The sequence below is a fragment of the Paenibacillus sp. PDC88 genome (assembly GCF_900106725.1).
Taxonomy (GTDB): Bacteria; Bacillota; Bacilli; order Paenibacillales; family Paenibacillaceae; genus Paenibacillus; species Paenibacillus shunpengii.
Genome location: NZ_FNNT01000001.1, coordinates 783,380 through 810,128 on the forward strand (window position 1 = coordinate 783,380; position 26,749 = coordinate 810,128).

The 26,749-nt window shown below is 49.0% G+C and carries 37 protein-coding genes; 2 read left to right on the forward strand and 35 right to left on the reverse strand.

Annotated features, from left to right (window positions below):
- Positions 1-35 precede the first annotated feature (35 nt).
- From dut to BLW49_RS03745, 21 genes are all read right to left on the reverse strand, one after another.
- Positions 36-554, reverse strand: a complete 519-nt coding sequence (dut, locus tag BLW49_RS03655; RefSeq protein ID WP_090723202.1) for a dUTP diphosphatase — start codon at positions 552-554, stop codon at positions 36-38.
- Positions 555-1,040, reverse strand: a complete 486-nt coding sequence (locus BLW49_RS03660) for an AP2 domain-containing protein (protein ID WP_090723203.1) — start codon at positions 1,038-1,040, stop codon at positions 555-557.
- Positions 1,041-1,922 carry a hypothetical protein gene (locus BLW49_RS03665; protein WP_090723205.1) on the reverse strand — a complete coding sequence of 294 codons (882 nt, stop codon included), beginning with the start codon at positions 1,920-1,922 and terminating at the stop codon, positions 1,041-1,043.
- Between the two features lie 23 nt (positions 1,923-1,945).
- Complete coding sequence (locus tag BLW49_RS03670) at positions 1,946-2,599, reverse strand: PhoH family protein (RefSeq protein WP_090723206.1); 654 nt, start codon at positions 2,597-2,599, stop codon at positions 1,946-1,948.
- Between the two features lie 269 nt (positions 2,600-2,868).
- Positions 2,869-3,900: a ribonucleotide-diphosphate reductase subunit beta gene (locus BLW49_RS03675; RefSeq protein ID WP_090723208.1), complete on the reverse strand. Its 1,032-nt coding sequence runs from the start codon at positions 3,898-3,900 to the stop codon at positions 2,869-2,871.
- 48 nt (positions 3,901-3,948) lie between these two features.
- Positions 3,949-6,258 carry a ribonucleoside-diphosphate reductase subunit alpha gene (locus BLW49_RS03680; protein ID WP_090723210.1) on the reverse strand — a complete coding sequence of 770 codons (2,310 nt, stop codon included), beginning with the start codon at positions 6,256-6,258 and terminating at the stop codon, positions 3,949-3,951.
- 8 nt (positions 6,259-6,266) lie between these two features.
- Positions 6,267-6,437 carry a hypothetical protein gene (locus BLW49_RS28695; RefSeq protein ID WP_177178631.1) on the reverse strand — a complete coding sequence of 57 codons (171 nt, stop codon included), beginning with the start codon at positions 6,435-6,437 and terminating at the stop codon, positions 6,267-6,269.
- Positions 6,434-6,601, reverse strand: a complete 168-nt coding sequence (locus BLW49_RS28700) for a hypothetical protein (RefSeq protein WP_177178632.1) — start codon at positions 6,599-6,601, stop codon at positions 6,434-6,436. The genes BLW49_RS28695 and BLW49_RS28700 overlap by 4 nt, the downstream gene beginning before the upstream one ends.
- Complete coding sequence (locus BLW49_RS03685) at positions 6,598-7,143, reverse strand: crossover junction endodeoxyribonuclease RuvC (RefSeq protein ID WP_090723211.1); 546 nt, start codon at positions 7,141-7,143, stop codon at positions 6,598-6,600. Before BLW49_RS03685 ends, BLW49_RS28700 begins: the two co-directional genes overlap by 4 nt.
- Positions 7,121-7,339, reverse strand: a complete 219-nt coding sequence (locus BLW49_RS03690) for a zinc ribbon domain-containing protein (protein WP_090723213.1) — start codon at positions 7,337-7,339, stop codon at positions 7,121-7,123. The genes BLW49_RS03685 and BLW49_RS03690 overlap by 23 nt, the downstream gene beginning before the upstream one ends.
- Positions 7,340-7,341: 2 nt before the next feature.
- Entirely contained in the window at positions 7,342-8,094 is a 753-nt protein-coding gene (locus tag BLW49_RS03695; protein WP_256209562.1) for a hypothetical protein, read from the reverse strand.
- Between the two features lie 291 nt (positions 8,095-8,385).
- Positions 8,386-9,006: a 3'-5' exonuclease gene (locus tag BLW49_RS03700; RefSeq protein ID WP_090723216.1), complete on the reverse strand. Its 621-nt coding sequence runs from the start codon at positions 9,004-9,006 to the stop codon at positions 8,386-8,388.
- Complete coding sequence (locus BLW49_RS03705) at positions 9,007-11,136, reverse strand: DNA polymerase (protein ID WP_090723830.1); 2,130 nt, start codon at positions 11,134-11,136, stop codon at positions 9,007-9,009.
- A 147-nt stretch (positions 11,137-11,283) separates the two neighbouring features.
- Positions 11,284-12,303 carry a hypothetical protein gene (locus BLW49_RS03710; protein ID WP_143042062.1) on the reverse strand — a complete coding sequence of 340 codons (1,020 nt, stop codon included), beginning with the start codon at positions 12,301-12,303 and terminating at the stop codon, positions 11,284-11,286.
- Between the two features lie 478 nt (positions 12,304-12,781).
- Positions 12,782-13,207, reverse strand: a complete 426-nt coding sequence (locus BLW49_RS03715; protein WP_090723219.1) for a hypothetical protein — start codon at positions 13,205-13,207, stop codon at positions 12,782-12,784.
- Positions 13,208-13,480 carry a hypothetical protein gene (locus BLW49_RS03720; protein WP_090723221.1) on the reverse strand — a complete coding sequence of 91 codons (273 nt, stop codon included), beginning with the start codon at positions 13,478-13,480 and terminating at the stop codon, positions 13,208-13,210. It lies immediately after the preceding gene.
- Between the two features lie 16 nt (positions 13,481-13,496).
- On the reverse strand, positions 13,497-13,685 hold the full coding sequence (locus BLW49_RS03725) for a hypothetical protein (protein ID WP_090723223.1): 189 nt from the start codon (positions 13,683-13,685) through the stop codon (positions 13,497-13,499).
- Positions 13,686-13,706: 21 nt separating this feature from the next.
- Positions 13,707-14,504, reverse strand: coding sequence for a hypothetical protein (locus BLW49_RS03730; protein ID WP_177178633.1), 798 nt, complete (start codon positions 14,502-14,504; stop codon positions 13,707-13,709).
- A gap of 185 nt (positions 14,505-14,689) precedes the next feature.
- The gene (locus BLW49_RS03735; protein WP_143042063.1) at positions 14,690-15,061 is read right to left on the reverse strand and encodes a hypothetical protein; all 372 of its coding nucleotides are present in this window, start codon (positions 15,059-15,061) and stop codon (positions 14,690-14,692) included.
- A gap of 191 nt (positions 15,062-15,252) precedes the next feature.
- On the reverse strand, positions 15,253-15,438 hold the full coding sequence (locus BLW49_RS03740) for a hypothetical protein (protein WP_090723226.1): 186 nt from the start codon (positions 15,436-15,438) through the stop codon (positions 15,253-15,255).
- A gap of 248 nt (positions 15,439-15,686) precedes the next feature.
- Positions 15,687-16,373 carry a hypothetical protein gene (locus BLW49_RS03745; protein WP_090723228.1) on the reverse strand — a complete coding sequence of 229 codons (687 nt, stop codon included), beginning with the start codon at positions 16,371-16,373 and terminating at the stop codon, positions 15,687-15,689.
- A gap of 101 nt (positions 16,374-16,474) precedes the next feature.
- Here BLW49_RS03745 and BLW49_RS03750 point away from each other — a divergent pair, with 101 nt between their 5' ends.
- Positions 16,475-16,693 carry a helix-turn-helix domain-containing protein gene (locus BLW49_RS03750; RefSeq protein ID WP_090723229.1) on the forward strand — a complete coding sequence of 73 codons (219 nt, stop codon included), beginning with the start codon at positions 16,475-16,477 and terminating at the stop codon, positions 16,691-16,693.
- 38 nt (positions 16,694-16,731) lie between these two features.
- On the opposite strand, the gene BLW49_RS03755 is transcribed toward BLW49_RS03750, so the two are convergent.
- Positions 16,732-17,463 (reverse strand): toprim domain-containing protein, encoded by a 732-nt coding sequence (locus tag BLW49_RS03755; protein ID WP_177178634.1) that lies wholly within the window; start codon positions 17,461-17,463, stop codon positions 16,732-16,734.
- Between the two features lie 386 nt (positions 17,464-17,849).
- Here BLW49_RS03755 and BLW49_RS03760 point away from each other — a divergent pair, with 386 nt between their 5' ends.
- Positions 17,850-18,077, forward strand: a complete 228-nt coding sequence (locus tag BLW49_RS03760; RefSeq protein ID WP_177178635.1) for a helix-turn-helix domain-containing protein — start codon at positions 17,850-17,852, stop codon at positions 18,075-18,077.
- On the opposite strand, the gene BLW49_RS03765 is transcribed toward BLW49_RS03760, so the two are convergent.
- From BLW49_RS03765 to BLW49_RS03820, 13 genes are all read right to left on the reverse strand, one after another.
- Positions 18,074-19,426: a DNA helicase gene (locus BLW49_RS03765; protein WP_090723234.1), complete on the reverse strand. Its 1,353-nt coding sequence runs from the start codon at positions 19,424-19,426 to the stop codon at positions 18,074-18,076. The two genes, BLW49_RS03760 and BLW49_RS03765, sit on opposite strands and share 4 nt — an antisense overlap.
- A 177-nt stretch (positions 19,427-19,603) precedes the next feature.
- Positions 19,604-20,374, reverse strand: a complete 771-nt coding sequence (locus BLW49_RS03770; RefSeq protein ID WP_090723236.1) for a P-loop NTPase family protein — start codon at positions 20,372-20,374, stop codon at positions 19,604-19,606.
- A 78-nt stretch (positions 20,375-20,452) separates the two neighbouring features.
- Positions 20,453-20,770: a hypothetical protein gene (locus BLW49_RS03775; protein WP_256209563.1), complete on the reverse strand. Its 318-nt coding sequence runs from the start codon at positions 20,768-20,770 to the stop codon at positions 20,453-20,455.
- Positions 20,771-20,828: 58 nt separating this feature from the next.
- On the reverse strand, positions 20,829-21,329 hold the full coding sequence (locus BLW49_RS03780; RefSeq protein ID WP_090723240.1) for a hypothetical protein: 501 nt from the start codon (positions 21,327-21,329) through the stop codon (positions 20,829-20,831).
- A 125-nt stretch (positions 21,330-21,454) separates the two neighbouring features.
- On the reverse strand, positions 21,455-21,793 hold the full coding sequence (locus BLW49_RS03785; RefSeq protein ID WP_090723242.1) for a hypothetical protein: 339 nt from the start codon (positions 21,791-21,793) through the stop codon (positions 21,455-21,457).
- Positions 21,794-21,893: 100 nt separating this feature from the next.
- Positions 21,894-22,169, reverse strand: a complete 276-nt coding sequence (locus tag BLW49_RS03790; RefSeq protein ID WP_090723244.1) for a BC1872 family protein — start codon at positions 22,167-22,169, stop codon at positions 21,894-21,896.
- A 10-nt stretch (positions 22,170-22,179) separates the two neighbouring features.
- Positions 22,180-22,302, reverse strand: coding sequence for a hypothetical protein (locus tag BLW49_RS29075; protein ID WP_256209564.1), 123 nt, complete (start codon positions 22,300-22,302; stop codon positions 22,180-22,182).
- 248 nt (positions 22,303-22,550) lie between these two features.
- A complete protein-coding gene (locus tag BLW49_RS28470) occupies positions 22,551-22,886 on the reverse strand; it encodes a hypothetical protein (protein ID WP_143042064.1) in 336 nt (111 codons plus the stop codon).
- Between the two features lie 68 nt (positions 22,887-22,954).
- Positions 22,955-23,302, reverse strand: coding sequence for a hypothetical protein (locus BLW49_RS03800; protein WP_090723247.1), 348 nt, complete (start codon positions 23,300-23,302; stop codon positions 22,955-22,957).
- On the reverse strand, positions 23,299-23,715 hold the full coding sequence (locus BLW49_RS03805) for a hypothetical protein (protein WP_090723249.1): 417 nt from the start codon (positions 23,713-23,715) through the stop codon (positions 23,299-23,301). Before BLW49_RS03805 ends, BLW49_RS03800 begins: the two co-directional genes overlap by 4 nt.
- Before the next feature lie 263 nt (positions 23,716-23,978).
- Entirely contained in the window at positions 23,979-24,398 is a 420-nt protein-coding gene (locus BLW49_RS03810; protein ID WP_090723251.1) for a helix-turn-helix domain-containing protein, read from the reverse strand.
- Complete coding sequence (locus tag BLW49_RS03815; RefSeq protein ID WP_090723253.1) at positions 24,395-25,285, reverse strand: hypothetical protein; 891 nt, start codon at positions 25,283-25,285, stop codon at positions 24,395-24,397. Before BLW49_RS03815 ends, BLW49_RS03810 begins: the two co-directional genes overlap by 4 nt.
- A 154-nt stretch (positions 25,286-25,439) precedes the next feature.
- Positions 25,440-26,423 carry a tyrosine-type recombinase/integrase gene (locus BLW49_RS03820; protein ID WP_177178636.1) on the reverse strand — a complete coding sequence of 328 codons (984 nt, stop codon included), beginning with the start codon at positions 26,421-26,423 and terminating at the stop codon, positions 25,440-25,442.
- Positions 26,424-26,749: the final 326 nt, after the last annotated feature.

Genomic DNA, 26,749 nt, shown 5'->3' on the forward strand with positions numbered 1-26,749 from the left:
CGTCAGGACTGCGGTCCATATTAGCGCGGATTTATTCATGCGCTCACTCCCGTATGCCCGAAGCCGCCCGATCCTCGCTCAGTATCCGCAAGCTCACCGTCTGTCTCTTCAAGATTAGCGCGTACTACCGGTGCGATCACGCCTTGTGCGATGCGGTCGCCGGCGCGGATAAGGTACGTCCCGTAGGGACATTCTTGAGCGCCGTTATCAATCGGTTGGATGGTGGCATCAATAAACGTCCAGTAATACGATAGTTCGTCAAGCTGCGCAATGTTATCGATGATCACCTTAACCTCGCCTCGGTACGAACTATCTACGGTGCCTGGCGTATTAGCTACGCGCAGTTTAGTGCGCAAGCTCACACCGGATCGCGGACGTATCTGCAGCTCGTAGCCATCCGGAATCTCGAACGCAAGGCCCGTCGGTACTAACGCGGTCTCACCAGGCGCGATGATTACGTCTTCGGTCGCGACTAAATCGAATCCACTATCCTGTGGGTTCGCGTACCTTGGGATACAGGCTTCAGAATGTAGCTTTTTCACTCTAACTCTCAATTACTTTCCCTCCTTTATTTTATTGATTCTGGCTAAATCTCCGTGAAGATCAACTGCCGCCTTGTTGTATGCCACTGCGGCTTCCTCAGCAGTTGAGTGTCTGCCTAAACTTTTCCGAACCCCGTGATTAGTGATATATGCCTCCCAGTTGCCTCTACTCTTACAAAAACTCACCCCAAGATACCCTGACGTATTGTTAGATGGAATTCCTCTATTCAGGTTATTTTCTCGATTATTTACCACGCGAAGATTGCTTCTCCTGTTATCTAATCTGTTCATGTTAATGTGATCGCCTTGAATATTACTCCCCTTGCCGTGTATACCTAACAACTGTCTATGCATGAGAATTATCTTTCCAGATTCTCTCCTTGCAGCATAACCACTAGAAGTTAGATGCCAACTATATTTACTGATGGCGTCAAAATCCTCATTGTCTATAAGAGAGACAGCTCCCTTGGTTAGAGAAATTGACTTAACGGCGCTCACTTACGCAGCCACCTCCGTTCCATCCGCATAGTCAACGTCCGTGTCGTCGATGATCTCGATTTGATTTTCGCCAACCCAACCGCTGCCGTAAGTATGCTTCCACGCTTTACCGTATCTCGTTCCGTCGTAATATGCTTCTCTCTTCTTAAGCGCAGACGTCCACGTTAAGCCCGTCTTCTTCGGCGTAAATACCGCACCCACTCGTGGCTCATCCGGTTGCGGCGCGTTTAGATACTCGTTAGGCACCGTTAATCCGAGTGCGCGACGTAGTGCGATCGCTTTACCGATAGCAGCGTTGAACACTTCGCCCGGCGCGCATTTTGCGGTGTTCTTTCCGAAGTTACGCGCCGTTATCACTCCGTTGTATTTAGTCCGGTGAACTAACGCCGTTACCGCTCTCTTCTCGCGATTTACGTGGAACTCAACGCGGTAGAACATCGTGTGAAACGGTGAATCCTCCGGAAGTCTCGCGTCGATATCGCGCCCAATCCGCTCCAACTCGGCAACGTCCGCCTTAGCCTGCGCGATTACCTTTGCGCGAGTTAATACGTTGTTAGGCGTAGTTACGACGGGTTCGACCTGCGATTCCTCTTCGATGATCTTGCGCACCTCATCCGCATTATCACGTAGGAACTGCGCGAACTTTTCGAAGATTGGCGTTGAGAAGAAGGATTGCGGTGCGACCGATTCAAGTACGACGTATTCGCGATAGGATACGTACGTTGTACCACTGCCGATACGCACCGTTACGCTGCCGTTACCGTGCACACGTACAACTGTAAGTACGTCTCCGGTCTTATACCCATCCGCTCCCCAAGCGTTTACGATTTTAATACGTTCACCTACGTTTGCTGTGCGCGATACCTCTACGAATTGACTCATACAATCGCCTCCGTTTAAATTAGTTACCACGCGAGTTTATCAGCGTGAGTTGATATTTCGCCGCGGAAGTTAACGGTTAGTTCGCATACGTTAACGTACGGCTGGCTGCGGAAGTGTTCGAGATACGGAACGAATCCGGACTTTTTCGGATCGGGCAAATCGCACTGTAGCGCATGCCCCTCGACTATTACCGTACAGTCATCGTGCAAACGCGTTAATACCTTTTTGAGCTCGCCGCGCGTAAAGTTCTGCGCTTCCGAAATGATGACCGTTTTGCCCTTTACGTTAGTTCCGCGTACATAAACGTGTGACTTCGGATATACCCAAACGTCGCCGCGTTTCTGCGTTTCGAGATTATCTTCGTTGTAAATCGCTTTGCGCGGGTCCTCGCCGATCTCGTATAGCGCGTCCTCTAACGGCGTGAAATATACGGACTCTTTCGCCTTAACTCCGCCGGGCAGAAAGCCCATGCGCTTCTCTTCGACCGGACTGATTACGTAGACTAGCGGCTTATTTAGCAATTTCGCTACCGCAACCGCGAGCGTAGTCTTTCCGGTGCCTGCAGCCGCGTTTACGAATGTTACGCGATTATCGAAAATCGAATCGACATATATGCGCTGTTCTGGCGTCAGCTTATCGGCGAATCCGAAGAACATCGAGTCTTTAGGTAGCGGCATGATTAGCGGCCTCCTTTGCGTTCTAGTGATTCCGTGTAAAATATAATCGCCAGCAATACGCAGAGTAGCGTTGAGCTTAACGGTGTTGGTTCGAGTACACCAACCGCGAGTAATACTGCGTTGACTGCGTACCAAATTGCGAAAAACTTAAACATCCGCTCACCTCCTTCGTTTGGCTTATACTTAAATATTTATCGCTACTTTTCGATTCGTACAAATTTGGCGCAATTTTTCAAAAAAAAACGGAGAAGCCCCGAAAGGCCCTCCGCTTATAGGTCGTCAAATCCGTTATCCTCCGATACTTTCCCGTAGTTACGCGATTTCCCTTCGAAGAAATCTGTTTTAGTCGCGTTGAGCGCTTCGTCTGAAAACGGTCGTATCCACGGCATCGGATTCGTATCCACGCCGACATACGCCTTGTCAAGCCCCATCAAACGTAAGCGCATATTCGCCATATACTTGATGTACGAAGACAGCTCGGACAGGTCGATACCTCGCACGTTAGATAACGTATAGTACGCCCAATTCGTCTCAAGTTGGACCGCTCGGTCAATCGTTGCGTAAACGTAGTCGGCGTTCTCTTGCGTATTGAGTTCCGGGAAGTCTGCGCGTAGCTGCTTGAATACTTCCGCGAAAAAGTAACAGTGCTGGTTCTCATCCCTTTGTATATAGCTGATCATTTGCGAGGTACCGAGCATCTTCTGATCTCGCGCTAAGTTATAGAAGAATGCGAACGTACTGTAGAAGAAAATACCTTCGAGGATGAGGTCGGCAACCATCGCTTTGAAGAACGTCTGCGGACACGGATTGTCACGAAACTCCTGATAGATATCCGCAATAAACGTATTCCGTTCGAGTAGGACCGGATCGTGCTTCCAGTATTCGAATATTTCGTTCTGTTCCTGGCGCGAGACAAGCGATGACAACACGTACGAATACGACTGATTGTGTACGACTTCTTGTTGCGCGATGATTGCGGATACCGCTTCGAGTGAGCTGTCCGTGAAATAACGCTTAACGTCACCGACGAACATCGTTTGCATCGAATCGAGAACCGCGAGAAGTCCGATATTAATCTTAAACGTGCGCTGCTCTTCCGAATCTAATAGCGGAAATTGCTGCGCGTCTTTACTCATCGGGATTTCGTCCGCGATCCAATAGTTGAGTAGTAGTACTTTGTAGAGCTTATACATATGCGGCATGCGGATGTCGTCCCAATTGAGGATGCCGGACGATTCGCCCTCGATAATTCGCGTCGATTTATTCGGTGCTTCCGTATTGAATATCTTTTGTAACTGCAAGTAATCACGCTCCTTAATCGTATATGTTAAACGTAAAGCCGGCGCCCATTAGGACGCGCAGCTCTCGCATTCATCAATCGTAAGCGCGCGGCTCCGAATATAATACGTACTCTTTATTCCGCTCTTCCACGCGTCGATATGTAGCGCTAGGAATGTGGACGCCTTAATATCCGGCGTTACGTACAAATTGAATGATTGCGCTTGGTCTACGTGACGCTGACGAGCGCCTGCTGCTTTAATCGACCAGTGCTGATCGATAGTGAACGCGGTCTTGTAAAACGGAAATGTACGCGGCGATAAGTCCGGAACAGGATTCGCAATCTTATACGTTGTCTTCTCCTCGTACGCGAGCTGTTCGTATATCGGATCGATACTTGCGGTAGATCCGGCGATAATGGACGTGGAGGCGTTAGGTGCAATCGCCATGAGGTAGCCGTTGCGAATACCCGTCGTTTGAATCTGCATACACAGCGCGTTCCACTCGTTTGGCACGTAGCGATCCGCATAGCCACGTTGAAAGAAGTATTCGCCCGTATGCCAATCGGAGCCTTCAAACGCTGGGTAAGCGCCTTTTTCAACCGCTAGGTCAGCGCTTGCCTTAATCGCGAGATAATTAATTCGCTCGTACAACTCGTCGTTATAGCGGACAGCCTCTTCGGATTCCCATCGGATACCTTCTAGCGCGAGCAAGTGGTGCAGTCCGAACGTACCGAGTCCGACCGCGCGATATTGTTGATTCGTATACTGCGCCTGCAGAACCTCGATAGTATTGATATCGATGACGTTATCGAGCATTCGCACCTGAATCGGAATAAGACGTTCGAGTACTTGATCCGGAACAGCGCGCGCCAAGTTAATCGAGTTCAGGTTACACACGACGAAATCGCCGGGCACCTTCGTAACGATAATGCGCGTCTTCCCGTCTTTCGTAACGAGCTCTTCCGATTCGATAACGGTTGGTGATTGGTTCTGACAGATTTCTGTACATAAGTTTGACGAATACACCATTCCGCGATGACTATTCGGATTAGCGCGGTTAACCGTATCCCGATAGAACATATACGGCGTTCCCGTTTCAAGCTGCGATTTCATTACGCGCTTCATAATATCGATGGCCGGCACAGTGATTCGCGGCAATAACGGATGAGCCACCGCCTCGGCATAACGGTCACGGAACGATCCATATCCGACTTTCTCATCGTAGAAATCTTCGAGTCCGAGCGCTCGTCCGTTATCATCCGTCCAACCCATTACGGACTTAACTTCGTGCGGACAAAATAGCGACCAATCTCCGCGCGCTTCTACCGTCTCCATAAACAGATCCGGTAAGCAAACGCCGTGAAAGATATCGTGCGCTCTTAAACGCTCGTCACCGTTATTCAGCTTCAAGTCAAGGAACGCGAGTATATCCTTATGGAATACGTCGAGATATACGGCGATTGCGCCTTTACGCGTGCCGAGCTGATCAACGCTAACGGCCGTATTATTGAGCTGGCGAATCCACGGAATAACGCCGCTACTCGTATTCTTATGGCCGCGGATATCCGATCCCCTTGCGCGCACCTTTCCGAGATAGACGCCGATTCCGCCACCGCCTTTGCTCAAACGCGCGACATCCGTATTGGAATCGAATATTCCTTCGAGCGAATCGTCAACGGTATCGATAAAGCACGATGATAGCTGACCGCCCGTCGCCTTGCCTGCGTTCGATAACGTCGGTGTAGCCGCGGTCATATATAAGTTACTCATCGCCCAATACGCCTCTTTAACGAGTTCGACGCGCTTATCGGCCGGCTCCTTATGCATGAGGTACATCGCGATTATCATATAGCGTTCTTGCGGAAGCTCGACCGTTCTCCTATCGAGATCCGTCGTAAGGTAACGTTCGGTCAGCGTCAACAGTCCGATATAATCGAATAGTAAATCGCGCGATGGATCGATCACTGCGCCGAGTTCTTCGATTTGCTCCTTCGTATAAAATTCCGTTAATTCCTTGCGATAGAGGCCACGATTAACCAAGTCCGCAACCATCGGATAGAAGGCACCGTATGGACGGTCAATATACGATTTATAGCGCCGACTAACCGCAGCCTTCTTATATAACGACGTCAACAAAGCGCGAGCTGCAGCGTATTTCCATTCTGGTTCCTCGCGTGTTACGAGTTCTAGCGCTGACATAATGAATGCTTGCGTAATGTCTTCGGCTGATACCGTTTCATGGCGCAACTTCGATGTGACTCCGCGAACGAGACGGTCGTGGGTGACTCCGTTCAGACCGGAAAGAACACGGTCAGCATATGCGGTAATTCTCTCGGGTTCGAACACCATACGGCGGTTATTCGGTTTATTTACGGTCATAGTCGTATTTATAAGTCATCGCTCCGTTTCTCTTCGTGTTCGGATAGCCGGCGTTCGGCTTCCGTTAGTTTCCGTTCATATTCATTCGTAAGACCGCGGAATATATCGACCGATCGTTGTAAGGACGCGACTTCTCTGCGCAAGTGTTCGTGGAGGCGGCGTTCCGTATCGGGCGTCATAACTCGTCGTCTTCTACGCGCACTGAGTCATACGTTATAATGCCGCCGGCTACTAGAGCATTAAGTACGTCTGTCGCGGATAACTGCTGGCCGTCAATATACGTTTTTCCGTCTATTCGTATACGCTGGACAATATCGCTGTGTTCGTACACAACTCGTTTCATACCACAACCTCCCCGATTAGTTTTTCGCGTATCGCATACGCAAGACACACCGCTAACGCATCGCTATCATCGTAGCCAGGACGGAACGCGTAATCGTCAGATAGGCGCAGTAGCTTACGTACGCTTGCCGCAACAACGTCCTTTTCCGCCTTACCGTTGCCCGTAACGAGCTTCTTAACGGAGGTCGGCGACAACGCCGGCTTTAAGTCCTCCGCTTTATATCCGAACTCATGTAGCGCTTTATCCGCAGCTGCCCATGCGCTGAATACCGTTTGAGTTGCGCGTTTATTACGGCCTGACGTAAAATCCTCGCGTACAACGATATCGAACGGTCGGTGCTCGCGAACAAACGTGGAGACGAAGGACTCTACGATATAATTGCGGAGCGCGTCCGGATCTTCCGTTGTGGTGGCGACGGAGTTGCATGCGACGAGGTACGGTTGCCTATTACGTACCTCAATCGCTGCGATGCCGGGACTTAACGATAAGTCGAGTCCGAGTATGCGGTAAGTTGGCGTCTTACTGCGTGTTGATTTCGTCAGAGTCGCGCACCTCCTTTTCGGAAAAGTATCCGACTAAGAACATATAAAGCGCCGCAGCCCCGATAAGTAGACGCGTTATAACCGGATGGTCAGAAAAGAATAGTTGAAAAACAACATACATAAGTCCAATAGCTACGGCAGTTCCTATCCCTAAAAAGGTCAAACCTACAAGTACTCTATGGATAAAATTAATCATACTCACGCAGCCCCCTTCGCTTGTTCTAATAATCGCGTAGACTCGATGTAATCTAGCGCACCGGCCGCTGTCCTTTTCGTCGTGTCCGGTAGGTTCGACCGCAGAATAGCCGCAACTTTCTTCCGTAACGCCGCTAGTTCATCTTCGGAAAGTGACAACGCAATCGCTCGTTTGAAGTCGTTGAACGTCCACTTATCGAGGTCAAGCGCAGGCGGCTCGCCTTTATTCGCCATGTCTACGATATCCGCGAAACGATCGAGCACTTCTTCGCGCATTTCGTCCGTAATGTACAGGCCGAACGCCAGGATATCCGGATTCTTATCGAACTCTTCCTCCGTCATATTCCACGCCTTCTTCGAACCGTTAACGTAGAGGATAACGTAGTAGTCAACGCCATACATAACGGAGTAACAGACGCACTGCTTAACGTGATCTTCCTTCGGTCCCTTTCGCGCAGAGAAACCGGACGTTTGAGAATACGTTCCTTGCTTCGATTTAATTTCGAGCCCGATGCGGACTTCACGGCCAAGCTCCGGCACATAAACGCGCATGATTCCGTCGCCGGTTCCGTACAGAGCGAAGGACTGTCCGTTATGTTCGATGATCTTCGCAACTTTCGCAAAGTCTTCGAATACTGGCTCGCCGAGGTCATTGCGGTCAAACCTAAACGGCGGATTCTCTCCGTTATGTCTGGCGTAATGTTTCTCCGCAAAGAGGATATCGCGTTGGATTAGGTCGCCTATTGACGTCCCCAAACGGGTCCAGCGCCCTTGATGCGGAGGTCGTGACGTAATTTCCTTCTTAGCGCCGCGCATCTTTTCGTACAGACCACGCGCATCCGAATTAGCTGCAGACGGTGAGAAGTACGGTACGTTTCGCGGCGGCCAGACTTTGCGTTTAGGGTCCGTAAGGAAATCGTAGTACCACTTATGGATCTGCGCGTCGAGAGCGTCGTCATACACTTCTGGCGCGGAGTGCCAAGCGTTAAGGAATTGCGTAAATTGCTCCGCGATCCTATTTGCGATTAGTCGGTTAGTGTCCGTAATTTAAACCGCCTCCTTAGTTTTCATAATCGTCCGTACAATTGCGCCAGGTGGCGTATAAGTAAGCGGTCGCTCCGGACTATCAACGACGACATTGCGGTAGGTGATTCCGTTAACTTCCGCCTTCTCCTTAAGGACAGCGTAAAGCTGCAGCGTAGCTTCCACGTCGTTCATAGCACGGTGGTGTCCGTTAAGCTGAATTCCGTAACGCTCACACGACGGCGCAAGACTTGCGTTCTCGTCCGGATCGATTAGGCGTGACATGGCGCGAGTACATGCGAATCCTAACGTGAACAAAGGTAATGGAATAAACGATAGATCAAACGGAGCATTGTGAGCGACGACCGTTGATTCAAGTGAGAATCTACGGAGTGAAGTCTTTGCGCTTGCAATGTGAGGAGCACCGCGCAAGTCCTCCGCCTTAATCCCGGTCAGCTCCGTAATAAACTCCGGAATCTCTACGCCCGGTGGCAACGAAACGTATGTCTGGAACCGCCCAATCTCGCGTATATAACCACCCGGACCAACTTCCGCACGGATGGCGGCTATTTCCGTAATGTGATCATGCTGCGGATCAAGTCCGGTTGTTTCGATGTCAATTACCGTTACGATTTCGTTCTCCATTTACGCAGCCTCCTCCGTTTTATTAGCGAACCATTCCTCCGGCGTTACTCCCTTGCCCCAACGCCGCATGATCGCGATATCCGTACCGTTAGCGACGCTGCCCCACGAATAGGATTGCGTCATAATCCGCTCAATGACCGCAATATCTTCACGCGTAAAGTTCTCGGGAATCTCGAATACTAACTCGTCGTGTATCGTTCCCCATAGCGCCCAACCTTCGCGCTTGCGGCACTCTTCGTGCGCCTTGATCATCGTTACTTTCGTCTGGACGGCGGAACTCCCTTGTACGCGAGCATTCGTACCCTGACGCATCGCCCGGTTTATCTTCGCGTTATGCTTGCGCAGCTCATCGTATTTGGGATCGTTCCACTTACCGTACGGTATCTCTTTGCGCTTAAGTTTTCCGTCAGGCAACCGCCGTTTACGCTGCTGCTTATCCGCCCATACGAATCCGTACTTAGCGACGTGTTCCTCATTCGTCTTAAGCCAAGCGGATAACTTAGGCATGCCGCCGAACAACTCTTCCTTAAACGCGGTCGCTTCCGCTTTCGATAAACCGAGCATTTCCGCGAGAGAATAATCACTCATTCCGTAAAGTGTCGCGAGCCAGACAACCTTCATCGCTTTACGTTCAGGCGTGTCCTCACCGTTCGGAAGCTTATTAACTTCGTGATACGGTCGTTTGTAGTACATGCTCGCCATGTTTGCGTACGGATCGATTCCCTTTTCAAAGGCTTCGATTAGGACCGGTTCTCCGGATAGGTAAGCGGTACAACGTATTTCCTGCGCTTTAAAGTCCGCGGATATCAAGACTTTACCGTCGGGAGCCACGAACATTTTACGCGCATCCTCCGGCTGATTCTGAACGTTAAACTGGTTGGAATCCGCAGCGTCCTCGTCCTTGCCCGAACTGAAACGCCCCGTAACGGTTCCAATCGGATTGAATCGCGAGTGCCAGCGCTTAGTCGTCGGATTCTGTTTCGTGGGCAACGCGTCAATGTAAGTTCCGCTCAACTTCGTTATCTTCCGGTATTCCAGTAGGTCCGCGATTACTTCGTATTGTTTGGCGAGAGGCTTTAACGTCTTCTTCGCGTCCATATTCGGAAGTTCCTTACCGATTAATTTCGATAAAGCCGCCTTCATTTGTGGCGTAGAGTTGAGATTGATTTCGCCGTCACCGTCGTGGTATTTCGCTAATATTCCGATAAGCTTCGCATGCAGCTCTTTGGCCCGAGCGTTCAGTTGCTCACCGTATTCCTTCGCGAAATCTAAATCGAGAATGTATCCGTTGGCCTCCAAATCCACGATTACGTAGAGAAGCGGAACTTCGACCTTTTCGTAATATTCGAGCACGGTCGGAAGCTCCGCGAAGTGCCTACGTTGGAACTGATATAGACGCCAGGTTAAATCCGTATCCTTTGCCGCATATGCCAACGCGATGTCTAGCGGTATTTGATTAAACGGTGTCTTTCCGAATAACTCCGCGAATGTGTCCGACTCCACTCCGAGATATAGTGGCGCTAAGTCTTTCAAGCGGAACGACGGTTCATTTTCGTTGAGCAAATGCATCGCAACCATCGTGTCCCACGTTACGCCGCGCAGATCGTAACCGTGCCGCCTAAACATCGCTATATCGAATATCGCGTTATGGAGAACCTTGCCGATGTCCTCGCTATATAGGAACCAACGCAATTCAGATAGAACGTAATCACGCGATAGTTGTTCGCCATCTTCGTGCATGACCGGAATATACACGTGCATGCCTTTTTCGGTTAAAGGCGGAATGCTTACGGATGGCAACGTTAATGACAAGCCGACAATCTCGTCGGTATAAACGTCAACTCCGGTGGTCTCGGTATCGACAGCGACTTCGGTTTCGTTACGCAGCCTTACGATGAGACGCGATAGTAGCTTCTCGTTATTAATTAGGAAGAAGTTTTTCGGCGTGTCTTCGACCATCCTACGTAAAGTCTCCGATTTATTACGTTCTTGCAATTCCGTATATAAGCGCATAGCCTCCGCTTTACTGAACCGCTTGCCCGCATCGGACGGGTGTCTGCCTATTACACCCGTCTCCATTGCGGACTTAACTGCGAGTAACCTTTCGCGATCCGTGTCCGTATTCTTCATCGCTAAGATGCGCGTCCACGACTCGGCCACAGTTTCATTCGCGGCTTTCTTGCGTTTAACTGCGGCGGCTACACGCTCAGTTGCGTCGGTATCCGTGGTAGGTTGACGTATATTTAACGTGAGTTTTACGTCCAAATAACCGCCTCCTTACGCCGACTGGTCGAACCGTTGCTCGACCGGTACGACTAGTTTTACGCGCCTCGACACAATCCACGGACAAGTTCTATCTGTTCCCGTTGACAAACGTAGAACATCATCATCACCATGTGTCACCACGTCAACCAGTCCTACACGATAACCGCTACTACCGCTCTCCATTACCTCAACGATATCGCCGCGCTTAAACTCGTTAACCTCGCGTCCAATCTTCGCCCATTTAGCGCGCTCGGCTTCCCGCGCAGCTTCTTCCGCTTTATTGCGTTCGATTTCCGCTGATTCCTCCGCAGTCAGCTTCGTTAGTTCGTTTGGCTTCGCGCTCCATCCGGATTGAGACGGGAAGTCCACCGTGATTAACGAATTAGACACGCTGGCTACCTTACCGATATCACCGTTCTCTACCTCACCGAATCCGTGTTTCGGACGCTGCCCTTCAGTGAGCGAAAGTTTAACGGTGTCGCCGACTTCAAACGTTGGCTTAGGCGCAGTGGCAGCGTCAAACTCCTCTTTCGTAACCTTGCGCAAGGCGTCCGCATTTGCGAATCCAAGTGTGGTGCTATCCGGATTTTCAATCGTAAGTGCGCGTACTCCTTCCGGACCAAATTCGGATACTATGACGTATTTACCTTTGCTCAACCTCACGCCGGTACTTGCGTTGTCATCCGAAGGGTTCTCGATCACCGCGTAGCCGCCGCCCTTAAAATCGCCGAGTTTTAACGCGTATTTGGCTGCGGCGACCTCATCGTCAGTTGCTCGGACAAATCGCTCCGCCTTGAACCATGCGGTTTCTCCGCTAAGTACCTGCTTACCGCGGAAAGGTGTCGAGCTCCCGTCGTCCGTGGTAATCTCAAAAACATCCCCTACTTTTACCCATGACTCCGGTGTAGAGTCGTCGATAACTCCCACGCTAATTACCTTCGCATACTCTCCGACTCTCAGGCGTTCAGGCTGCGCAGGTTGCGTTGCAGTCTCCGCGGCTACCGGTTCGAGTACGACGTATTCGCGGTACAAAACGAATTGCGTATCGTTTACGTACAGGTCGCCGCCGTAATACGCGTCAGTAACCGTAAACTCTGCGCCATTTTCGTAGCCGTCTTCGCTGCGATCTTTATCGACGATACGGATGCGTTCACCAACTGTCGCCTTCCGTTTAACCTCGCGATATTGTTGCGGCGCCAGTTCCGTCACCTTCTCGTAGACTTCGAAGGACAGATTACAAGTATCGCAACCATCTCCGTCTTCATCCGTAATCTGCGCGTCCCCGCAGCTATCTACTTCGTCAACCGCATAAAACGCACCATTGACTACGTATCTAGGCGCATCCTCATCGGTAATACGGATAACGTCGCCCTCTTGCGCACTACGGTCAACCTTACGGTATTTCGCACCGTTAATCTCTACGTCTGCCACCGGAATAATTACGTTCAATTTCGCCATATATAATCGTCTCCTTTTATATTCGAATTGGACTTGCGTAAAACTCAGTTAATTAGGCGGCTACAGCAGCGGTAGTACTAAAAGCTTCGCGGTCTAGTGAAATACTTAGCTCCACCCAACGTTTAGCCGCCGATGCTTCGGACGCCCAGTACTCTCCGTAACCTTTGTTCTCGAACATGTACACGCGCGGAACCTCGCCATTTTGCGCCCAGACGCCAACAATGTAGCCAGCATCGGATTTAGCGTAAGGCTCTCCGTTCCCTTTCTTCGCGTACACAACGAGTTCGTTATTGCGGTCGGACCGTTGCCTAATGGTCTTCACTTGAATCTTAACGTACGCTCCGGACAGCGGATCTTGCGCAAGGATATCGTGCGCTTCGGCCGTCTCCGATTCGTACACCGTCCATCCATTCGCGAGTAACGCAGCTCGTGCGATTAGCTCGGAATAGGTACCCGTAATTTCCGTAATATGCGCCATTCATTCGCCCTCCTTTTCGGGTATAAATACGATTTCCATTTCGCCGGGTCCGCCGTCAGTCTTCGGATACTCTATCGGTCCGATCGCGCTGGCCTCGGTAGGCTCAACGCTGACCGCGATATTTACCGTGAAGAGTCCGTGTTGATCGGTTAGATTCGTTAGGAACTTCGCTACATATTCGCCGACTTTCGGAAGCTTATTCGCAGCGTCTACGTTAATGCCGATGGAAAGCGTGCGTCCTTCGGGTCCTAGCGGAAATCCTGGATCGCTCATGCCGCGACACCTCCGTTTAGTTAGTTGCGGTTCTTGCGGCCGCACCGCCCAGTATCGATACGATAACGATAAGGGCAGCCGCTTTAATAAGACCGAAGTCCACCTCGAATACGAACGTAATCAATAGCGATAGCACATACGATACGGCCGCGAAGAAGCCGGCGTATAAGACCAGGTAAAGTAACGCGGTAAGTGCGTTTTTCATGCGCAGTCCCTCCCTTCGTTATTAAAACGGCAGTTCTTCGTCGCTGATATCGATTGGTGCGTCATCACCTGCGGGTTCCGGCGCGTTGTTAGTAGCGTTAGCTCCGATTGATAATCCGAGGCGCGCGATATCGAATCCGGCGATTACGAGGTTCTTGATTTGCTCGTCCTCGTCCGCAATGAATAAGCACGATTCGAACGATTCCATATCGAACGGTTTCTCGCCGAGTTTAGCGAAGTTCTTGCGTTCGGCATCCGATAAGTCTTCGTCCATATCGATGATCGGTGATAGCGCGACGACTGCGTTTGTGCCGGTACCAGACTTCGAAAGTTCGAACGCCAGGCTATCGAGTTTCTTCGCGTACTTTTCGATGACGGCCTTGAGCGTCTTCTCTTGCTTAGGCGAGAGGTCCACTACGATGTCCTTACCGGTCTCTAAGTCGAAGAATGCGCGTAAGAAACGTTGCTTGCCGCGGTACAAATACGCTTCGTCCGTGATTTCTTTGACTGCGTCTTCACTGGCGCCGGCTTCCTTCGCTTTCTTAGCGTCGGCATAAAGGAGCTCAGATGCGCGGTCCCATACGGACGGGTCGGACTCAACGAAGCCGCGAGCGTTACGTTTAGCCTGCACCGTCGGAACAAACGTGTTTACTTTCTTGTAGATGCTGTATCCGTAGTACTCAGCGACATCGAACACGGATTTAACGCCGACCTTAAACGTGCTGCCCGACTTGAACGATACGATCGGACTTTCTTGCGCCCCTCCGTCATTGTTAGAAGCCTGGACCGCTGCTTGCCCTTTACTCGCGAAGATTGACATTAACACAACACTCTCCTCGGTTTTAATGTTCGAGCGTGGATTGCGTATCGGATACGTGTGCACTCCGTATCGTCTACGACTTACGTTTAGTTCCTACGCTCGCGGCACGGCACTAACGGTCAAGTTCACGTTAACACCGCGCAGCCGGCGTAGGAGGACCGGCATTATAATAGGAAACGATTAGTTCACACGTAAGCTACAACGCTTTTCATTACGTTCGTTTTCTCGCGCTGAACGTGGATCAATTCCGCGTCTAAAGCGCTAATTTCACGGTCAATCTCCGCAATGCGTGCGGCCATTTCCGATACAACACGATTGGATTCCGATTTAGCTCGGCGCAACTCCGCCTGGGCGCGCTCAACACTGAGCTCGGCTTTGCGTATATTAATGCGTTTAATCTCGCGTTTCTCTTTTCGTTCAGCCGCGTTAATGGCGCGCTGAATAATGCGCTCAATCGGATTGCGTACGATTTCGTTCGCTTTATGCTGCGGATACAGCGTATAAACGGTCGATTCGGTCGGATGAACGATGAATACCGTGCGTCTGTACGCGAACATGCGGCCGGGTTTGCCCTCTTCGTCGATGACGTGCGCAGATACTAGCGATGCTTTACGCAACAAATCCATTACGTACATTGGCGCCTTGCTGCGTTCGACGCCGAAATGTTCCGTAGCGCGATCGCAAGCGTGAGGGGAAACGAATATCTTACCGACAAAGTGCGTGCCGGCCTTCGGGTCGATTGCGCAACTCATGCGAGACGCACCGCCTTTGCCAGCGATTTGGTAACGATATAGTCAGCGGAGTCCTCGTACGGCTCGACTGCTCCGTCGTAAAAGTAATTCGCTTGATTGCGGTGATAATTGTTACTTTTATAATAAAAACGCGAAACCTCGTTGTTATTTGAACGTAAAATACCGTAAATGTAACGTGCCATGGGCATAATCCTCCTAAAAAATATTGGCAAAAGCGGTTGTAACGTGTTACAATTCACGTTGTGAGCGATTAAATGTAATGCGTTACAAAACGTTACGCCAGTGAATTTGCATTTTCACAAAAATAATACATAAAATGGTTAATAAGTAACTGCATGTTAGATTGACACCTATGTTAAAATGTATATAGAGGCTGTTAGTCGGACTTCATGCCTAAAAGCCCGACTTACGATCTCTATAATTTTCAAAATTAAGAAGCTGTAGTTACAAATTCGCGTTTAACTTCTACTCCATTGGGTAAGTAATGTAATAAGTCTCCATGTTGGGTAGAGTTAAAATGGCGAGCAAGACTGCGGAGCTTGCGGTCAACTGAGTTGCGGTGTACTCCTAACACTTTGGCGAGTGTTCCGAGTTTAACATCCTCATTCTCAGCAATTTCTTCAAACCCTTTGATGACGGACATCATCACTGGGTCATTATGGATCTTCGCGGATTCTAGAATGAAGGCGATCAATTGGCGTTGATCGTCTTTATTCTTTTTACAGATACTTTCAACTACGTCTGATTCGAACTGGGCTTCGGTTCCCCGTTCTTGATTCAGTTTAAGTTCAATGAGAGTTGGCGTGCTCTCTTCGCCTTCTGAATCCCGGGATGGCGGCTGCAGTTTGACTCGTCGCGCATAGGTTCCTTCTCGTCGTTTAGTGATTCGTGATGCTTTCGATCTAAGCGTTTTGTTTAACCAAGTTGTTAGGCTCGCTCCTTTGGTCGGGTCATATTTTCCGTACTGTATCCAGAACTCTTCACTTAATTGACTTTCAAACTCCTGGATTGGGATGAAGCTCCTTCGGCTAAACTCTTTCGAAATTGCGAGGATTAAGAATCTGTGTTGTCGGTAAGCTTCACTGAATTTTTGCTGTTCGTCAATTGTTTGTTGCATTCATTTACCTCCTCATGTGCTTATACTTATTTATTTACCGCTACTTTTTAGTTCGTACACTTTTGGTAGAAAATTTTATAAAAATAATTTCGGAGGCATTTATGGCTTATACAGTCACTAAATGCCTGCTCGGAGAGATACTTGCTGAAAAGAAAATGACAAAAGCTGAACTGTCCCGACGCACTGGGATAGGAGAGACTATGATTCACGACTACATATCTCTGCGGAACATAATGGGGCTAGACAAAGCTAAGATAATAGCAGAGGTACTTGAACTTGAATCACCTTTTATGTTGTATAAGTGGAAGAAAATTAGGTAGACCCCGAGCAGGTGCGCGTTGGCTTAGCCCTCGTGCCCTTAAACCCTCGGGAATTCCCGAATGTTTAGACGGACTGTATCCTCGATTAGTTGCGCTTGTCCGCAAATACTCCGAACTTTTTCCGCATCTCTTATCTCGTTGAAATCCTTATACTCGCGCGGTATCTCCACGTCATACTGAGCGCAATATCCTCGCATCTTCTCGCTAATCTGTCGCTTAAGCTTGGCGCCAGCCGCATCGTTATCCTCACCGTGTAGTAGTTCTTCGATCGGACTCCGCTTCAACATATCCGCACGCTCGTCCGTAAACTCTGCGCCGCCTACCGCAATCGCCGGTACTCCGCATGACCAAAGATACATAGCGTCAATCTCGGCTTCGACTACGGCGGCCCTCTTAATTCCTTGCGCATAGATTACGTCGATACCGAATATCATCGATTTAACGGGCGCCCCTCGCGTACTGTACCAAAAAGCCTTCCCCCACGTTGCGCGAAACTTTGCGTTTAAGACGTCCCCTTGCGGAGATTTCCACGGCATAACTGCGGCCTTTCGTTTAGCATCGTGACCAACTCCGAACATGCGCTGTATTTCCGGCGAGATTCCGCGTCCGGTTAGATACGAAACCTCACCGTTAAGATATTCGGTTATGTCAATCGGCTTCGGACGTGAGAGCGCCTGAGTTTCCGTTAGCTTTATACGTATGCGCGGCTGTTCTTCCGCGACTTCTTCGGACGATAATTTCTCGCGTGCTTCTTCGTATGTAATGTCCAAAATATACGCGGCTAACTTCGTCGGCCCTCCGCTTGCCCAATCCGGATCTATCGCTCCCTTATCGGACCAACAACCGAAGTATTCTGACGTTGTATCTAAATTTATGTAAAACGATGGTGTTTCGTCAGGCCGATCGCGGAAGGGCGAACTCGCTATCAGTTTCGTTGGATGTGCGCGCCTATTTCGCCAGTCATGTGATTCGACTGTGCTCAAAAACGCATCAACGTTAACCTCCATGTATTACCACCTCCCTATTGATTTCTATAATGAGTGTTGGTATGATTCAAAGTATACATATTGTATCATGTCATATATTGGATGATAGTACACAAATCGTTTACTGTCAATATAAAGAATGTTCGCTATTATTTGGGGAGGAATACATAGTGCCTTACAGCGAAATTTTGGCTTTAAACATTAAGAAATATAGAGAATTAAGAGGACTGGAACAACAAGCATTAGCAGATACAATTAATGTAACTAAGCAAGCTTTAAACAATTATGAGACAAAGAGAAGAAAAGTTCCTGTAGATTTAGTACCTTTAATTGCAGACGCACTCAGTGTGTCAATTGAGACATTGTACGGAAGATCAGACGAGAGTGAGCAAGTTTAAAACCCACTCACGTCCGCAAATTGTTGAGCCTCTTCACGCATACATAACTCGCGCAACACCCCGTAATCTAGGAGAGCGATAAGGTCTACGGTAAAGCCTTCGCCACCATTTCTGCCCTTTTCAACGCCGATCTTTCCATTACCGTTTACGGCGTCGAACACGAATAGGTTAGTCGCTATCTCTAATACCGCTTTCGTCGTTTTGACTTGGTCGCGTTTGGGCAGTTTAATCTCGCGTTGCTGCCCGTCTTCAACCTCCTGGCGTTCGGTATGCGCCTGTATCGTAAACATCCCGACAACATCGTGCTTACCGATTATCGCCTCGAACCTACGCGCGGCTTGTTCCGCAGCTCCACCCGTTGTCTTATTCGAGTTACGGCCGTATACATCCGAAAGTCCGTAGAACGGATCAACGAGCACGGCATCCACGTTGCCTATGGCGTGCAGCTCTCGGTCTAAATCGTCGAGCGTTCGCGTTAAGTCCGCATCCCCTTTCGCCTGCAGAATCAGCGTACCCGGATAGTACTCGTTAAGCTTATCGACGATATCGAATAAATACGTTTCAAGCTCGTCGGCTAATCGTCCGGACAATATCGCTTTGTTCGGCAGCCCTACTTTAACCTCGAACTCGTCGGAACTAATCGCCTCTTCTCGCGCAGTAATTATCGAGATCAAGCGGCTGATCCACGGATACCATTTCACCTCGTACGACTTAACGAGTACTTTCGCACCCTGGCGTAGTAATTCGTCCACGATCACTTCGGACAAATACGTCTTGCCGCGACCACTCTCCGCCATAATTCCGTAAATGTCGCCGGAATAGAGACCGCCTATTTCTTCGTTAAGTGACGGGAAAGGAGTGCGCCACAGTTTGAACGATGTTCCGGCTTTACGTTTCTCGTATTCTTCACGGAACCTGTTCGGGATCGTTACGAGTGCGTTCGTATTTTTGCGAACACTTGTTCCGGTAACTTCCATTTTAATCCCATCGAGCGTTTCCGTCAATGATTCGATAAAACTTGCGGAGTTTTTCTCTTGGAATTGAGCGTCAAGTCCGTTGATGGTCTCCGCGATGCGCCGTTTGCCCCACTCGTCCTTAAGTTTGCCGGCCAGATATTCGACAGAATCGGATACGTCCGGTACGTACACAATGTCCGGATGCTCTGCGGCAAGTATAGCGTAAGATGGCGTGCACCCCTCGTTTGAGTCTGCGTATCTCTGGATGGCCTGGACACATTTGCGCTCTGCTTCCGTGGCGAAGTCCGTTGGTTTGATGTTATACGTTATTAGATCGGTGGCGTTGCCTGCGTTGATGATTTTCGATATTAAAAGTTGACCAGTTGCACTCAAGTTGTTTCACCCTCTCAAGTGCCATGATACCCTCTGTATCATCTTCTACAGACAGCATCATAACACAACGTAATAGTAATAACAATAAAAATACCACAATATATTGATTTTTCTTACGTTTCAGGCGTTAAAATACTACATATAGTGATTAACAATCAGTACGCGACTGATTAAGAATCAGGAAGCAGATCTCCTTAGTCCCCGTTTACTCCCGCCTTTAAACTCGATCGTTATACACATATCGCGCACTCTATCCGCTAACCTCGCGTCAAATACCGACGCAAGCTCCTCGATCTTAACGTTAGACGTGTATACGGTTGGCAGTCCGCTCGTTACACGCTCGTTAATCACCGCATGCATATCCGCACGAAACGCTTCGCTCGCACTCCTAACGCCTATATCATCGAGTACAGCGAACGGGGCCGATTTAGCCTGCGCTTCCATCGCGTAATAACGAGCGGCTAGGGGTTCCGCTGTTTCTCTCGGCACGTTGGCGCGATTAAATCCGAGGAACAACGTCTGCCACGCGTTTACATCGAGAAAGTATGCCGGACGCTCCAACGGTTGCCTATTCCGTTGGATACTTCCGATATAATGGCGGATCATATAATCGTTCAGAACCGCGGCAGCCGACGTTGTTTTGCCGGTGCCGGGACTGTCCGAGTAGAGGTACAGCGATTTGATACGTTCACCCTCTTCGTCAAATTGGCGTTTGAACGTGGTAACGTATTTATCTATTAAAGCATAGGCCTCCGGTTGATCCCCGCGGGCTGGCGAGTTCTGCAGCGTAACCATCCGATAGTCAGCCGGAACGCCTGCGGTTGTCGTGCGGCCTCCTGCTCCGTTATGGCCGTGTAGCGCGATGTACGATCCGCAAATTGCGTTACACTTCGGTCCGTTGGCGAGCGAACAGTGTTGCGATAATATGCATTTGTCAGCGTGGGACATTGCGTACCTCCTTATTTAGAATATAGACTATAAAAAACATTAAAAGTGTGATTTTCCGATTTATTTTTTAAAACTTTTTTACAGCCATTCCGCAAGCTCCTCCGCAGTCATCCCGCTGTTATCCGGCGTCTGCTTCGCTCTCTCTTGACGCTGCCTATCCGCCAAGAGTCGCGGCATAACCGTGTTCAACCGGTAGCTTATCGCAAAGCCCGCCGTTAGGATCGGATACTGCTCGTTCGGCCGGTACTCCCTAAATATCTGCGTAAATGCTTCGTGTAATAGTTCCGCGCCGTACTCGTCTAGCGCCCGTTTGATCATGCCGCGTTCGGCCGCCCAATTGCGCATCGGCAAGTACGTTTCCACTCCGTAATGTTCTCTGTTTAGGTCTGCAAACATCTGCAGTACCGTCGCGGTGTTCCACTTGTCATACGGTAGATTGCGCCAGTCCTTGCGGTCAACCTTCGGCTTTGGCATTTCGCAGTGCCTCCCTTGCTTTGTAAATAGCGTTATCAACTCCGATGGACATTTTCGTTGAATGTAAACGGCCGTGATCGAATAATCCGATAATACCCGCGAGTGCTCCGCTTAATTCGAATACCGTACCTACGTTCCGCGCATTCTCCGCCTTCAAACGTTCAATTTCTAACGTAACGTCAATCGCAACCTCCGATTCATGTTCGATGAACGCATGTAACCGTTCGACCTCCGCCTCAGCTTCGATTGCCCTCCGCACTGCTTCCGGCCAACCTTCGCGTGCTTGAGCGATGAACTCTGCGTCTGCTTCTTCCGGCCAATATTCCGCGTAATTAGTTCCGTGTTTCGGCGCTTTGATAAGTTGCATAACGCCGAGAGTACCGCCGAATAACTGCCAAGTATCTGCGTTGTTCTGTGCGAACCATGGCCCGGGCGTTGCCGCTTCGCATAGCGTAAAGTCAGCGTGTAAGTTTCGTTTCATTTGTCCGCCTCCTCTTTTAGTGTAATACCTCAATAATCAAAAGTAAATGTTCGTATTTGACACGAACACAAGATGACAATTATGTGAATATTAACATCTTATACTTGACAATTTTAACTGGTTATTTATGCATTCACCCCTTCGATTTGGATTCCGAGTTCCGTAAGCACGAATTCTATTCCGTCCGCGTAACCGTCGTCATACTGGAAACAGCGGTCATTGTCGCGAACCAGCCACGCTTCCTTAATAGTCGCAATCTTCCGTTCCTCTTCGGTCATTTCGCGCTCATACCCGTTAACCAGCGCTGCGAGCAATGTGTCGAACGGAATTGACTTAAGTGTACCGCTAGGCGCTGAGTGTAGCGTGCTTCGTATAATACTGGCGTTATCTTCGCCGAGACTTCGGTACCGTTCGATAACTTCCGCAACTTCTGCGGGTATAACCGGTTTATTAACGTTACTCATTCCGCTCACCCTTTCCGTAATATTCGATGATATCGTCAACTGTTACGAGTTCCATTCCGTAAAACCTCCGCTTATATAGATATACGGGACTAGCGCGAAATCACACGCTATCCGTTAATTTTGCGATAATTGCAGCGAGACATATCGCTTCTGGCGCCGTTTTTGCTTGCGTGACTTCATGTCCGTGCGCGTACTCTACGTTATAACCATCTGCGGTTGGGTATATCGCCCATATTGGCGTTAGTCCTCCGGAATCCAGCTTTTCGAGAACCTTCCACGCCCACCGTATATCAACTGACGGACGGAACCAATCCTGCGGACCAGTATGTAGCGAACAATCCGATTCCAAAGCAACAACTAGCCCATCCGTGTCCATCCAGACAACGTCACCCTCCTCCTCCTCCAGGTCGCGAAATTCTGCGCCAGCCCATGACCTCTCTAGCAACCCACGCGTCACGTTCACGCGGAGACATTCCGTTCCACTTAGCGATAATCTGATTGCGATCCATCGAAAAACCTCCTATATATATAGATATGGACAAGCGAGGTAAAATCCCACACTAATCGTTAATTTATTTTTTCGATAACGTAGATGTCACCGCGCGATTTGACTACTTCGTACTTGGTCGCGTCGATAACGTGGCCCGGTTGCAGAGTGACCTCATGGCGGATGGTTATATCTAAATTCGCGTGTAAGATAAACGCCATGAATGCGAACCAAGCTGCACCGGCTAACCCTTGAAGAACGTGCTTAAATTCAGACTGGAGTATGCTGATAAAGAACATAAACACCGCCGCTATACTCGCGACCCAAACGAATATGATTCCGACCGTATCCGCTACCTCGTACGTATTCAAAACATTCACTTTGCGATCTCTCCCCTCGTATGCTTACGATTAGATTCGACATAGACACCGACTCGCCATCGACATGCAACTCGCCCGTTTCAGCGGTCAAATATTTACGCCTTAACACTTCGTCAATCAAATGGATAGCGTTTCTCGGTCCGATAAATCCTCCGATACATTTAGAGGTTATTTGCGTAATCTCGCTAAGTCGGCGTTCGTTAATCTCCGCCTGCATTCCGTCCATTTTACCGTCTCCTTTACGTTAAATTATCGCCTTACTCGCCGACCCCTCCGTTAACCCTACCGCACGCCTTAAGCGCCTATTTTCACGGTAATTTCCGGCAATTTCGCGGCGTTAATCGCGTCGACTAATCGTTCGGTCTCAGCGGACAATGCCGCCATCAATTCGGTGAGCGTCGTCGCGTTCGATAGGGCAGCCGACTTCATGCGGACACGGTCGAGCGCTGCGGTTAGGCCGGTGGATGTGAGCGGATAGTAGCCGGCGTCGTCCCAGCGTTCTTTTAATTCCGGAGTCGATGCGTTTTCCTCCGGTTTGTAGCCGGGCGCTTTCGTGGGATCGACGAGTTTGCGTTGCTTGACGATGAATTGCGCGCTGTCTGCGGTTAAGCGGAAATTTTCGTTTAGTTGAATAGCGTTCATATTGCGTCCTCCTTCGCGTCAATAGTGATCGTAAGGCTGCCGTCATCATTTAGAACTACGCGCTGATAATCGTTTATATAGTCGTAGTCGCCGCCCCACGGTACGTAAATATACTCGGAACTGCCGTCGCGATAACGGATACTTAACGCTGTGATATCGCTGTGCTCTGTTAAACGTCCGAATGGGGAAGCAGTATCTCCGCTCCAAAACGTATACGCCGTTCCTACGTTTGCCTGCGGTTCAATTGTTGCGAAAAAATGTTCGCAAACGACCGTTTCACTAACGCTATTACATGCGATTCTACGGATTGAGCGTGTAATATCGGAAATACGGACCTCACGCATATGCTCCGCTACAATTTCAATTGATTCGCAATTTTCGAGGACTAACTCGATAAAAACTACGTCTTTCATATAAACACCTCCGAATATTCTATTTGCTTTGTTTATAAGCTCGTGATTCGCTTCGCTCATTCTCGCCGTCACTATCGTTCCGTTGTATCTATTTATACGCGTTAATAGATATTTAGATATTGATACGCGCACTAGGAATGAGGTACGAATGACGACGTGCAATGTTTTATCTAGTTATTAATGGCTCTTGTTAAAGATGGTTATAGTTAGTGTGCATATAACCATGTTGGCATCTACCATGTTGAAGGTTGCAGACATGGTTACTATCCGCTATCTAACGTATCTGGCTCCGCATCAAATATCGCAAGTTGACTGATCGGAAGTACCGTGTACCGCGTATTCTGCCACGTACCTTTGGGCGCCCTATCTTTTATTGCGTGTATCACCGGACGCCCGTTCCAGCGATATTCCGTTAACCGCCTTACGTACTTGTTCGCAGTCGTGCGGTTGACTCCGAGGTACTTCGCGATCTGATCTTGCGTAGGATAGCAATTACCTTGCGCGTCCATAAACGAAGCGATAACGCAAAGTGTCGCCCAGTTCTGCGCTCCCATATCCGCTATAAGTCCGGCCTTAGCGGCATCGACGTACATTTTAACGAAGATGCGCGTTTCGGTAGCGCCTGACGTTACGGAATATTCCGTTTGGGACTCTACGCTGACGAGACGTTGATGATCGGTCATGCTGCGTCCTCCTTCGCTGGGTTATCATGACACCAGTAAACGTATTCGCGATACTCTTCGGTGGTCATGTCGTTTTGTTCCGCTAATTTGGCGATTAGCGAGTCAAACCGAGATTGATCAAGTTCAAAGCGTTGCCTATTCGCTTCGAACCATTCGAAGATGTTTTTATCGTTCTTGGAGGAGTTTAGGTCTTTCCTCAATGGTATCAAGTTACCGTAGTAAGTTCCTCCGTGACCCGATACAACTGGGATGACGTGGTCTAAAGCGTACTTTAACGATCCGGTGAATACACATCTTCCTCCGAAATCGCTACGAAGCTTAAGTGCATCCTCCGGAGAGAAGTCATCTCGCAAGAAATTAATTCGAGTCCTACGTCTCTGAGCGGCTGCGATTGTGATGTGTCTACTGCATTCTGTACATTTAGCTCGAATACCGAGTCGACTATCGATATTTCCGTGGAAATCACTTAAAGGGAGATCACGCCGGCACACCGAACATTGACTATAAACATGCTCGTAGGCAAACGTTGCCTTTTTAAATCTAAGATATCTTTTGAGAGTTTTATACTTATCTCGGACATACGCCGAGAGTCGATGAACTTCGTCGTATTCGTTCAGGTGCACTTTTTCAAAAAGAAAAGATCTGCGTACGATATCATCTAAAGCGTCCTCGCAATCCCACTCGTCGTACGGCACTAGTCGTATGTCACACGATTCTACTTTGTCGAGTAGTTCATCAAAAGGCACATAAATCTCTAATTTGCACCTTTTAATAGCCCTATCAACATACATATGGTGAATACCCATTTTCGAAGCTACCTTGCTCGGGGAGTATCCTGCATCAAGTAATTCCTGCATTTCCTCTAACCTACTTGCTGGCTTCTTCATTCCGTTACCTCCTTCCGTCTTTGTCTTTTGCGCAAATATTTTTCGGCGCCTATACCGATATATTTACCGTTACTTTTCCGTTCGTACAATTTTCTGCGGATTCAACGCAAAAAAAATAACGCCCACCTCCGTAGAGATGAGCGTTTGTATTCCGTTAATCTATATCGTCTAACCGTTCAAGCGGCGAAAACTTGCGGTGTTGCTTAGCGATATCCGTTCCGAATATGGATACGTAAGTCTGCGCCATTTCCAGCGTAGTATGGCCGAGTATCTTCTGTAGAGTAAACGCATCCCCACCGTTCATGATATAAAACTTCGCGAACGTATGGCGCATTGTGTGCGGTGACACGCGAACTCCCCGTATTTGGGCCGCGATACCGTAACGTTGCATATTCTGCTGCATCGTGCGTTTCTTCATCGGACTATTATCGATATTAACGAATAATGCGTCATGATCGAGTAAGCCGCGATATTGAACGTATTTTTTAAGCTCTTTTTCCAACGTAGATTGAAACGGAACATAACGCTCTTTCCGCCCTTTACCCATAACTTTTATGACGCGCTCTTTCCATTTAATATCCGATACATTTACGTTTTCAATCTCGGAAATCCGTATGCCCGTTTCCAATAACGTCAGCAAGAATACGTAATCGCGGAATCCTGTAAACGTAGATAAATCCGGCTGCGATAACAATAACTTGATCTGCTCACGCGTAAACGTCGGAATGATATGGCGCTCCGTTTTAAGTAACCGTACATTCTCCGCCGGGTTCGTCGGCAAGTATCCCTCTTCGTTTAAATGGCGCAGAAACGTTCGCCACCCTTTAAGATTCGTATTCACCGTCGAGTCTAAAACTCCGCTATCTTGCTTCGCCAGTATGCACGCTTTAAAATTATCCTCCGTTATATCTATCGGACGTTGTACGCCAACTATGCGTAGGAACTTAACGAGTTCCTTAAGCGAATTAGAGTAATACGTTATCGACGCGCGACTCAAATTCTTCACGCGGCAATCGCGCAGAAACGTCTCAATCGCGACGTCATAATCTAGCGCCTCTAACGGATATTTACTTTCGCCGTCCAACGCTACCTCAGCGCGGATAATATTCGGACGTCTTGTCCGCTTGCCATTCGTCACGACAAAAAAGCCCCCTCTTGCGTTTATTACGCGTAGAGAAGGCGCTATATCATTCGTTATATGTACGTACAGGACAAGCTTTTACGCATCGTACGGAACCGTAAATAAACCCGTATCGTGCGTTTTCGTTATCGATCGTCAGATTCCGCAAACCCGCGTCAGGCTTACGTTTAGGCTTCCGCTTAGGCTTACGCGGTTCTCGCGTTCACCTGAACCGTGCGCGTCTGCCAATTCCGCCACGACCGCATATTTAATTGACTACTCTCATATTATAGCGATTAAAGGTATACATTGCAAGTTATTCAGCAAAATTTAATAGATTCTTG

Coding starts and splice junctions, on each gene's coding strand:
- BLW49_RS03665 (WP_090723205.1), bottom strand. CDS start 1,922: ATGAGTCAATTCGTAGAGGTATCGCGCACAGCAAACGTAGGTGAACGT.
- BLW49_RS03670 (WP_090723206.1), bottom strand. CDS start 2,599: ATGCCGCTACCTAAAGACTCGATGTTCTTCGGATTCGCCGATAAGCTG.
- BLW49_RS03680 (WP_090723210.1), bottom strand. CDS start 6,258: ATGACCGTAAATAAACCGAATAACCGCCGTATGGTGTTCGAACCCGAG.
- BLW49_RS28695 (WP_177178631.1), bottom strand. CDS start 6,437: ATGACGCCCGATACGGAACGCCGCCTCCACGAACACTTGCGCAGAGAA.
- BLW49_RS28700 (WP_177178632.1), bottom strand. CDS start 6,601: ATGAAACGAGTTGTGTACGAACACAGCGATATTGTCCAGCGTATACGA.
- BLW49_RS03690 (WP_090723213.1), bottom strand. CDS start 7,339: ATGATTAATTTTATCCATAGAGTACTTGTAGGTTTGACCTTTTTAGGG.
- BLW49_RS03700 (WP_090723216.1), bottom strand. CDS start 9,006: ATGGAGAACGAAATCGTAACGGTAATTGACATCGAAACAACCGGACTT.
- BLW49_RS03705 (WP_090723830.1), bottom strand. CDS start 11,136: ATGAAGAATACGGACACGGATCGCGAAAGGTTACTCGCAGTTAAGTCC.
- BLW49_RS03715 (WP_090723219.1), bottom strand. CDS start 13,207: ATGGCGCATATTACGGAAATTACGGGTACCTATTCCGAGCTAATCGCA.
- BLW49_RS03720 (WP_090723221.1), bottom strand. CDS start 13,480: ATGAGCGATCCAGGATTTCCGCTAGGACCCGAAGGACGCACGCTTTCC.
- BLW49_RS03725 (WP_090723223.1), bottom strand. CDS start 13,685: ATGAAAAACGCACTTACCGCGTTACTTTACCTGGTCTTATACGCCGGC.
- BLW49_RS03730 (WP_177178633.1), bottom strand. CDS start 14,504: ATGTCAATCTTCGCGAGTAAAGGGCAAGCAGCGGTCCAGGCTTCTAAC.
- BLW49_RS03735 (WP_143042063.1), bottom strand. CDS start 15,061: ATGTTCGCGTACAGACGCACGGTATTCATCGTTCATCCGACCGAATCG.
- BLW49_RS03740 (WP_090723226.1), bottom strand. CDS start 15,438: ATGGCACGTTACATTTACGGTATTTTACGTTCAAATAACAACGAGGTT.
- BLW49_RS03745 (WP_090723228.1), bottom strand. CDS start 16,373: ATGCAACAAACAATTGACGAACAGCAAAAATTCAGTGAAGCTTACCGA.
- BLW49_RS03750 (WP_090723229.1), top strand. CDS start 16,475: ATGGCTTATACAGTCACTAAATGCCTGCTCGGAGAGATACTTGCTGAA.
- BLW49_RS03770 (WP_090723236.1), bottom strand. CDS start 20,374: ATGTCCCACGCTGACAAATGCATATTATCGCAACACTGTTCGCTCGCC.
- BLW49_RS03775 (WP_256209563.1), bottom strand. CDS start 20,770: ATGTTTGCAGACCTAAACAGAGAACATTACGGAGTGGAAACGTACTTG.
- BLW49_RS03780 (WP_090723240.1), bottom strand. CDS start 21,329: ATGAAACGAAACTTACACGCTGACTTTACGCTATGCGAAGCGGCAACG.
- BLW49_RS03785 (WP_090723242.1), bottom strand. CDS start 21,793: ATGAGTAACGTTAATAAACCGGTTATACCCGCAGAAGTTGCGGAAGTT.
- BLW49_RS03790 (WP_090723244.1), bottom strand. CDS start 22,169: ATGGACACGGATGGGCTAGTTGTTGCTTTGGAATCGGATTGTTCGCTA.
- BLW49_RS29075 (WP_256209564.1), bottom strand. CDS start 22,302: ATGGATCGCAATCAGATTATCGCTAAGTGGAACGGAATGTCTCCGCGT.
- BLW49_RS28470 (WP_143042064.1), bottom strand. CDS start 22,886: ATGGACGGAATGCAGGCGGAGATTAACGAACGCCGACTTAGCGAGATT.
- BLW49_RS03800 (WP_090723247.1), bottom strand. CDS start 23,302: ATGAACGCTATTCAACTAAACGAAAATTTCCGCTTAACCGCAGACAGC.
- BLW49_RS03805 (WP_090723249.1), bottom strand. CDS start 23,715: ATGAAAGACGTAGTTTTTATCGAGTTAGTCCTCGAAAATTGCGAATCA.
- BLW49_RS03810 (WP_090723251.1), bottom strand. CDS start 24,398: ATGACCGATCATCAACGTCTCGTCAGCGTAGAGTCCCAAACGGAATAT.
- BLW49_RS03815 (WP_090723253.1), bottom strand. CDS start 25,285: ATGAAGAAGCCAGCAAGTAGGTTAGAGGAAATGCAGGAATTACTTGAT.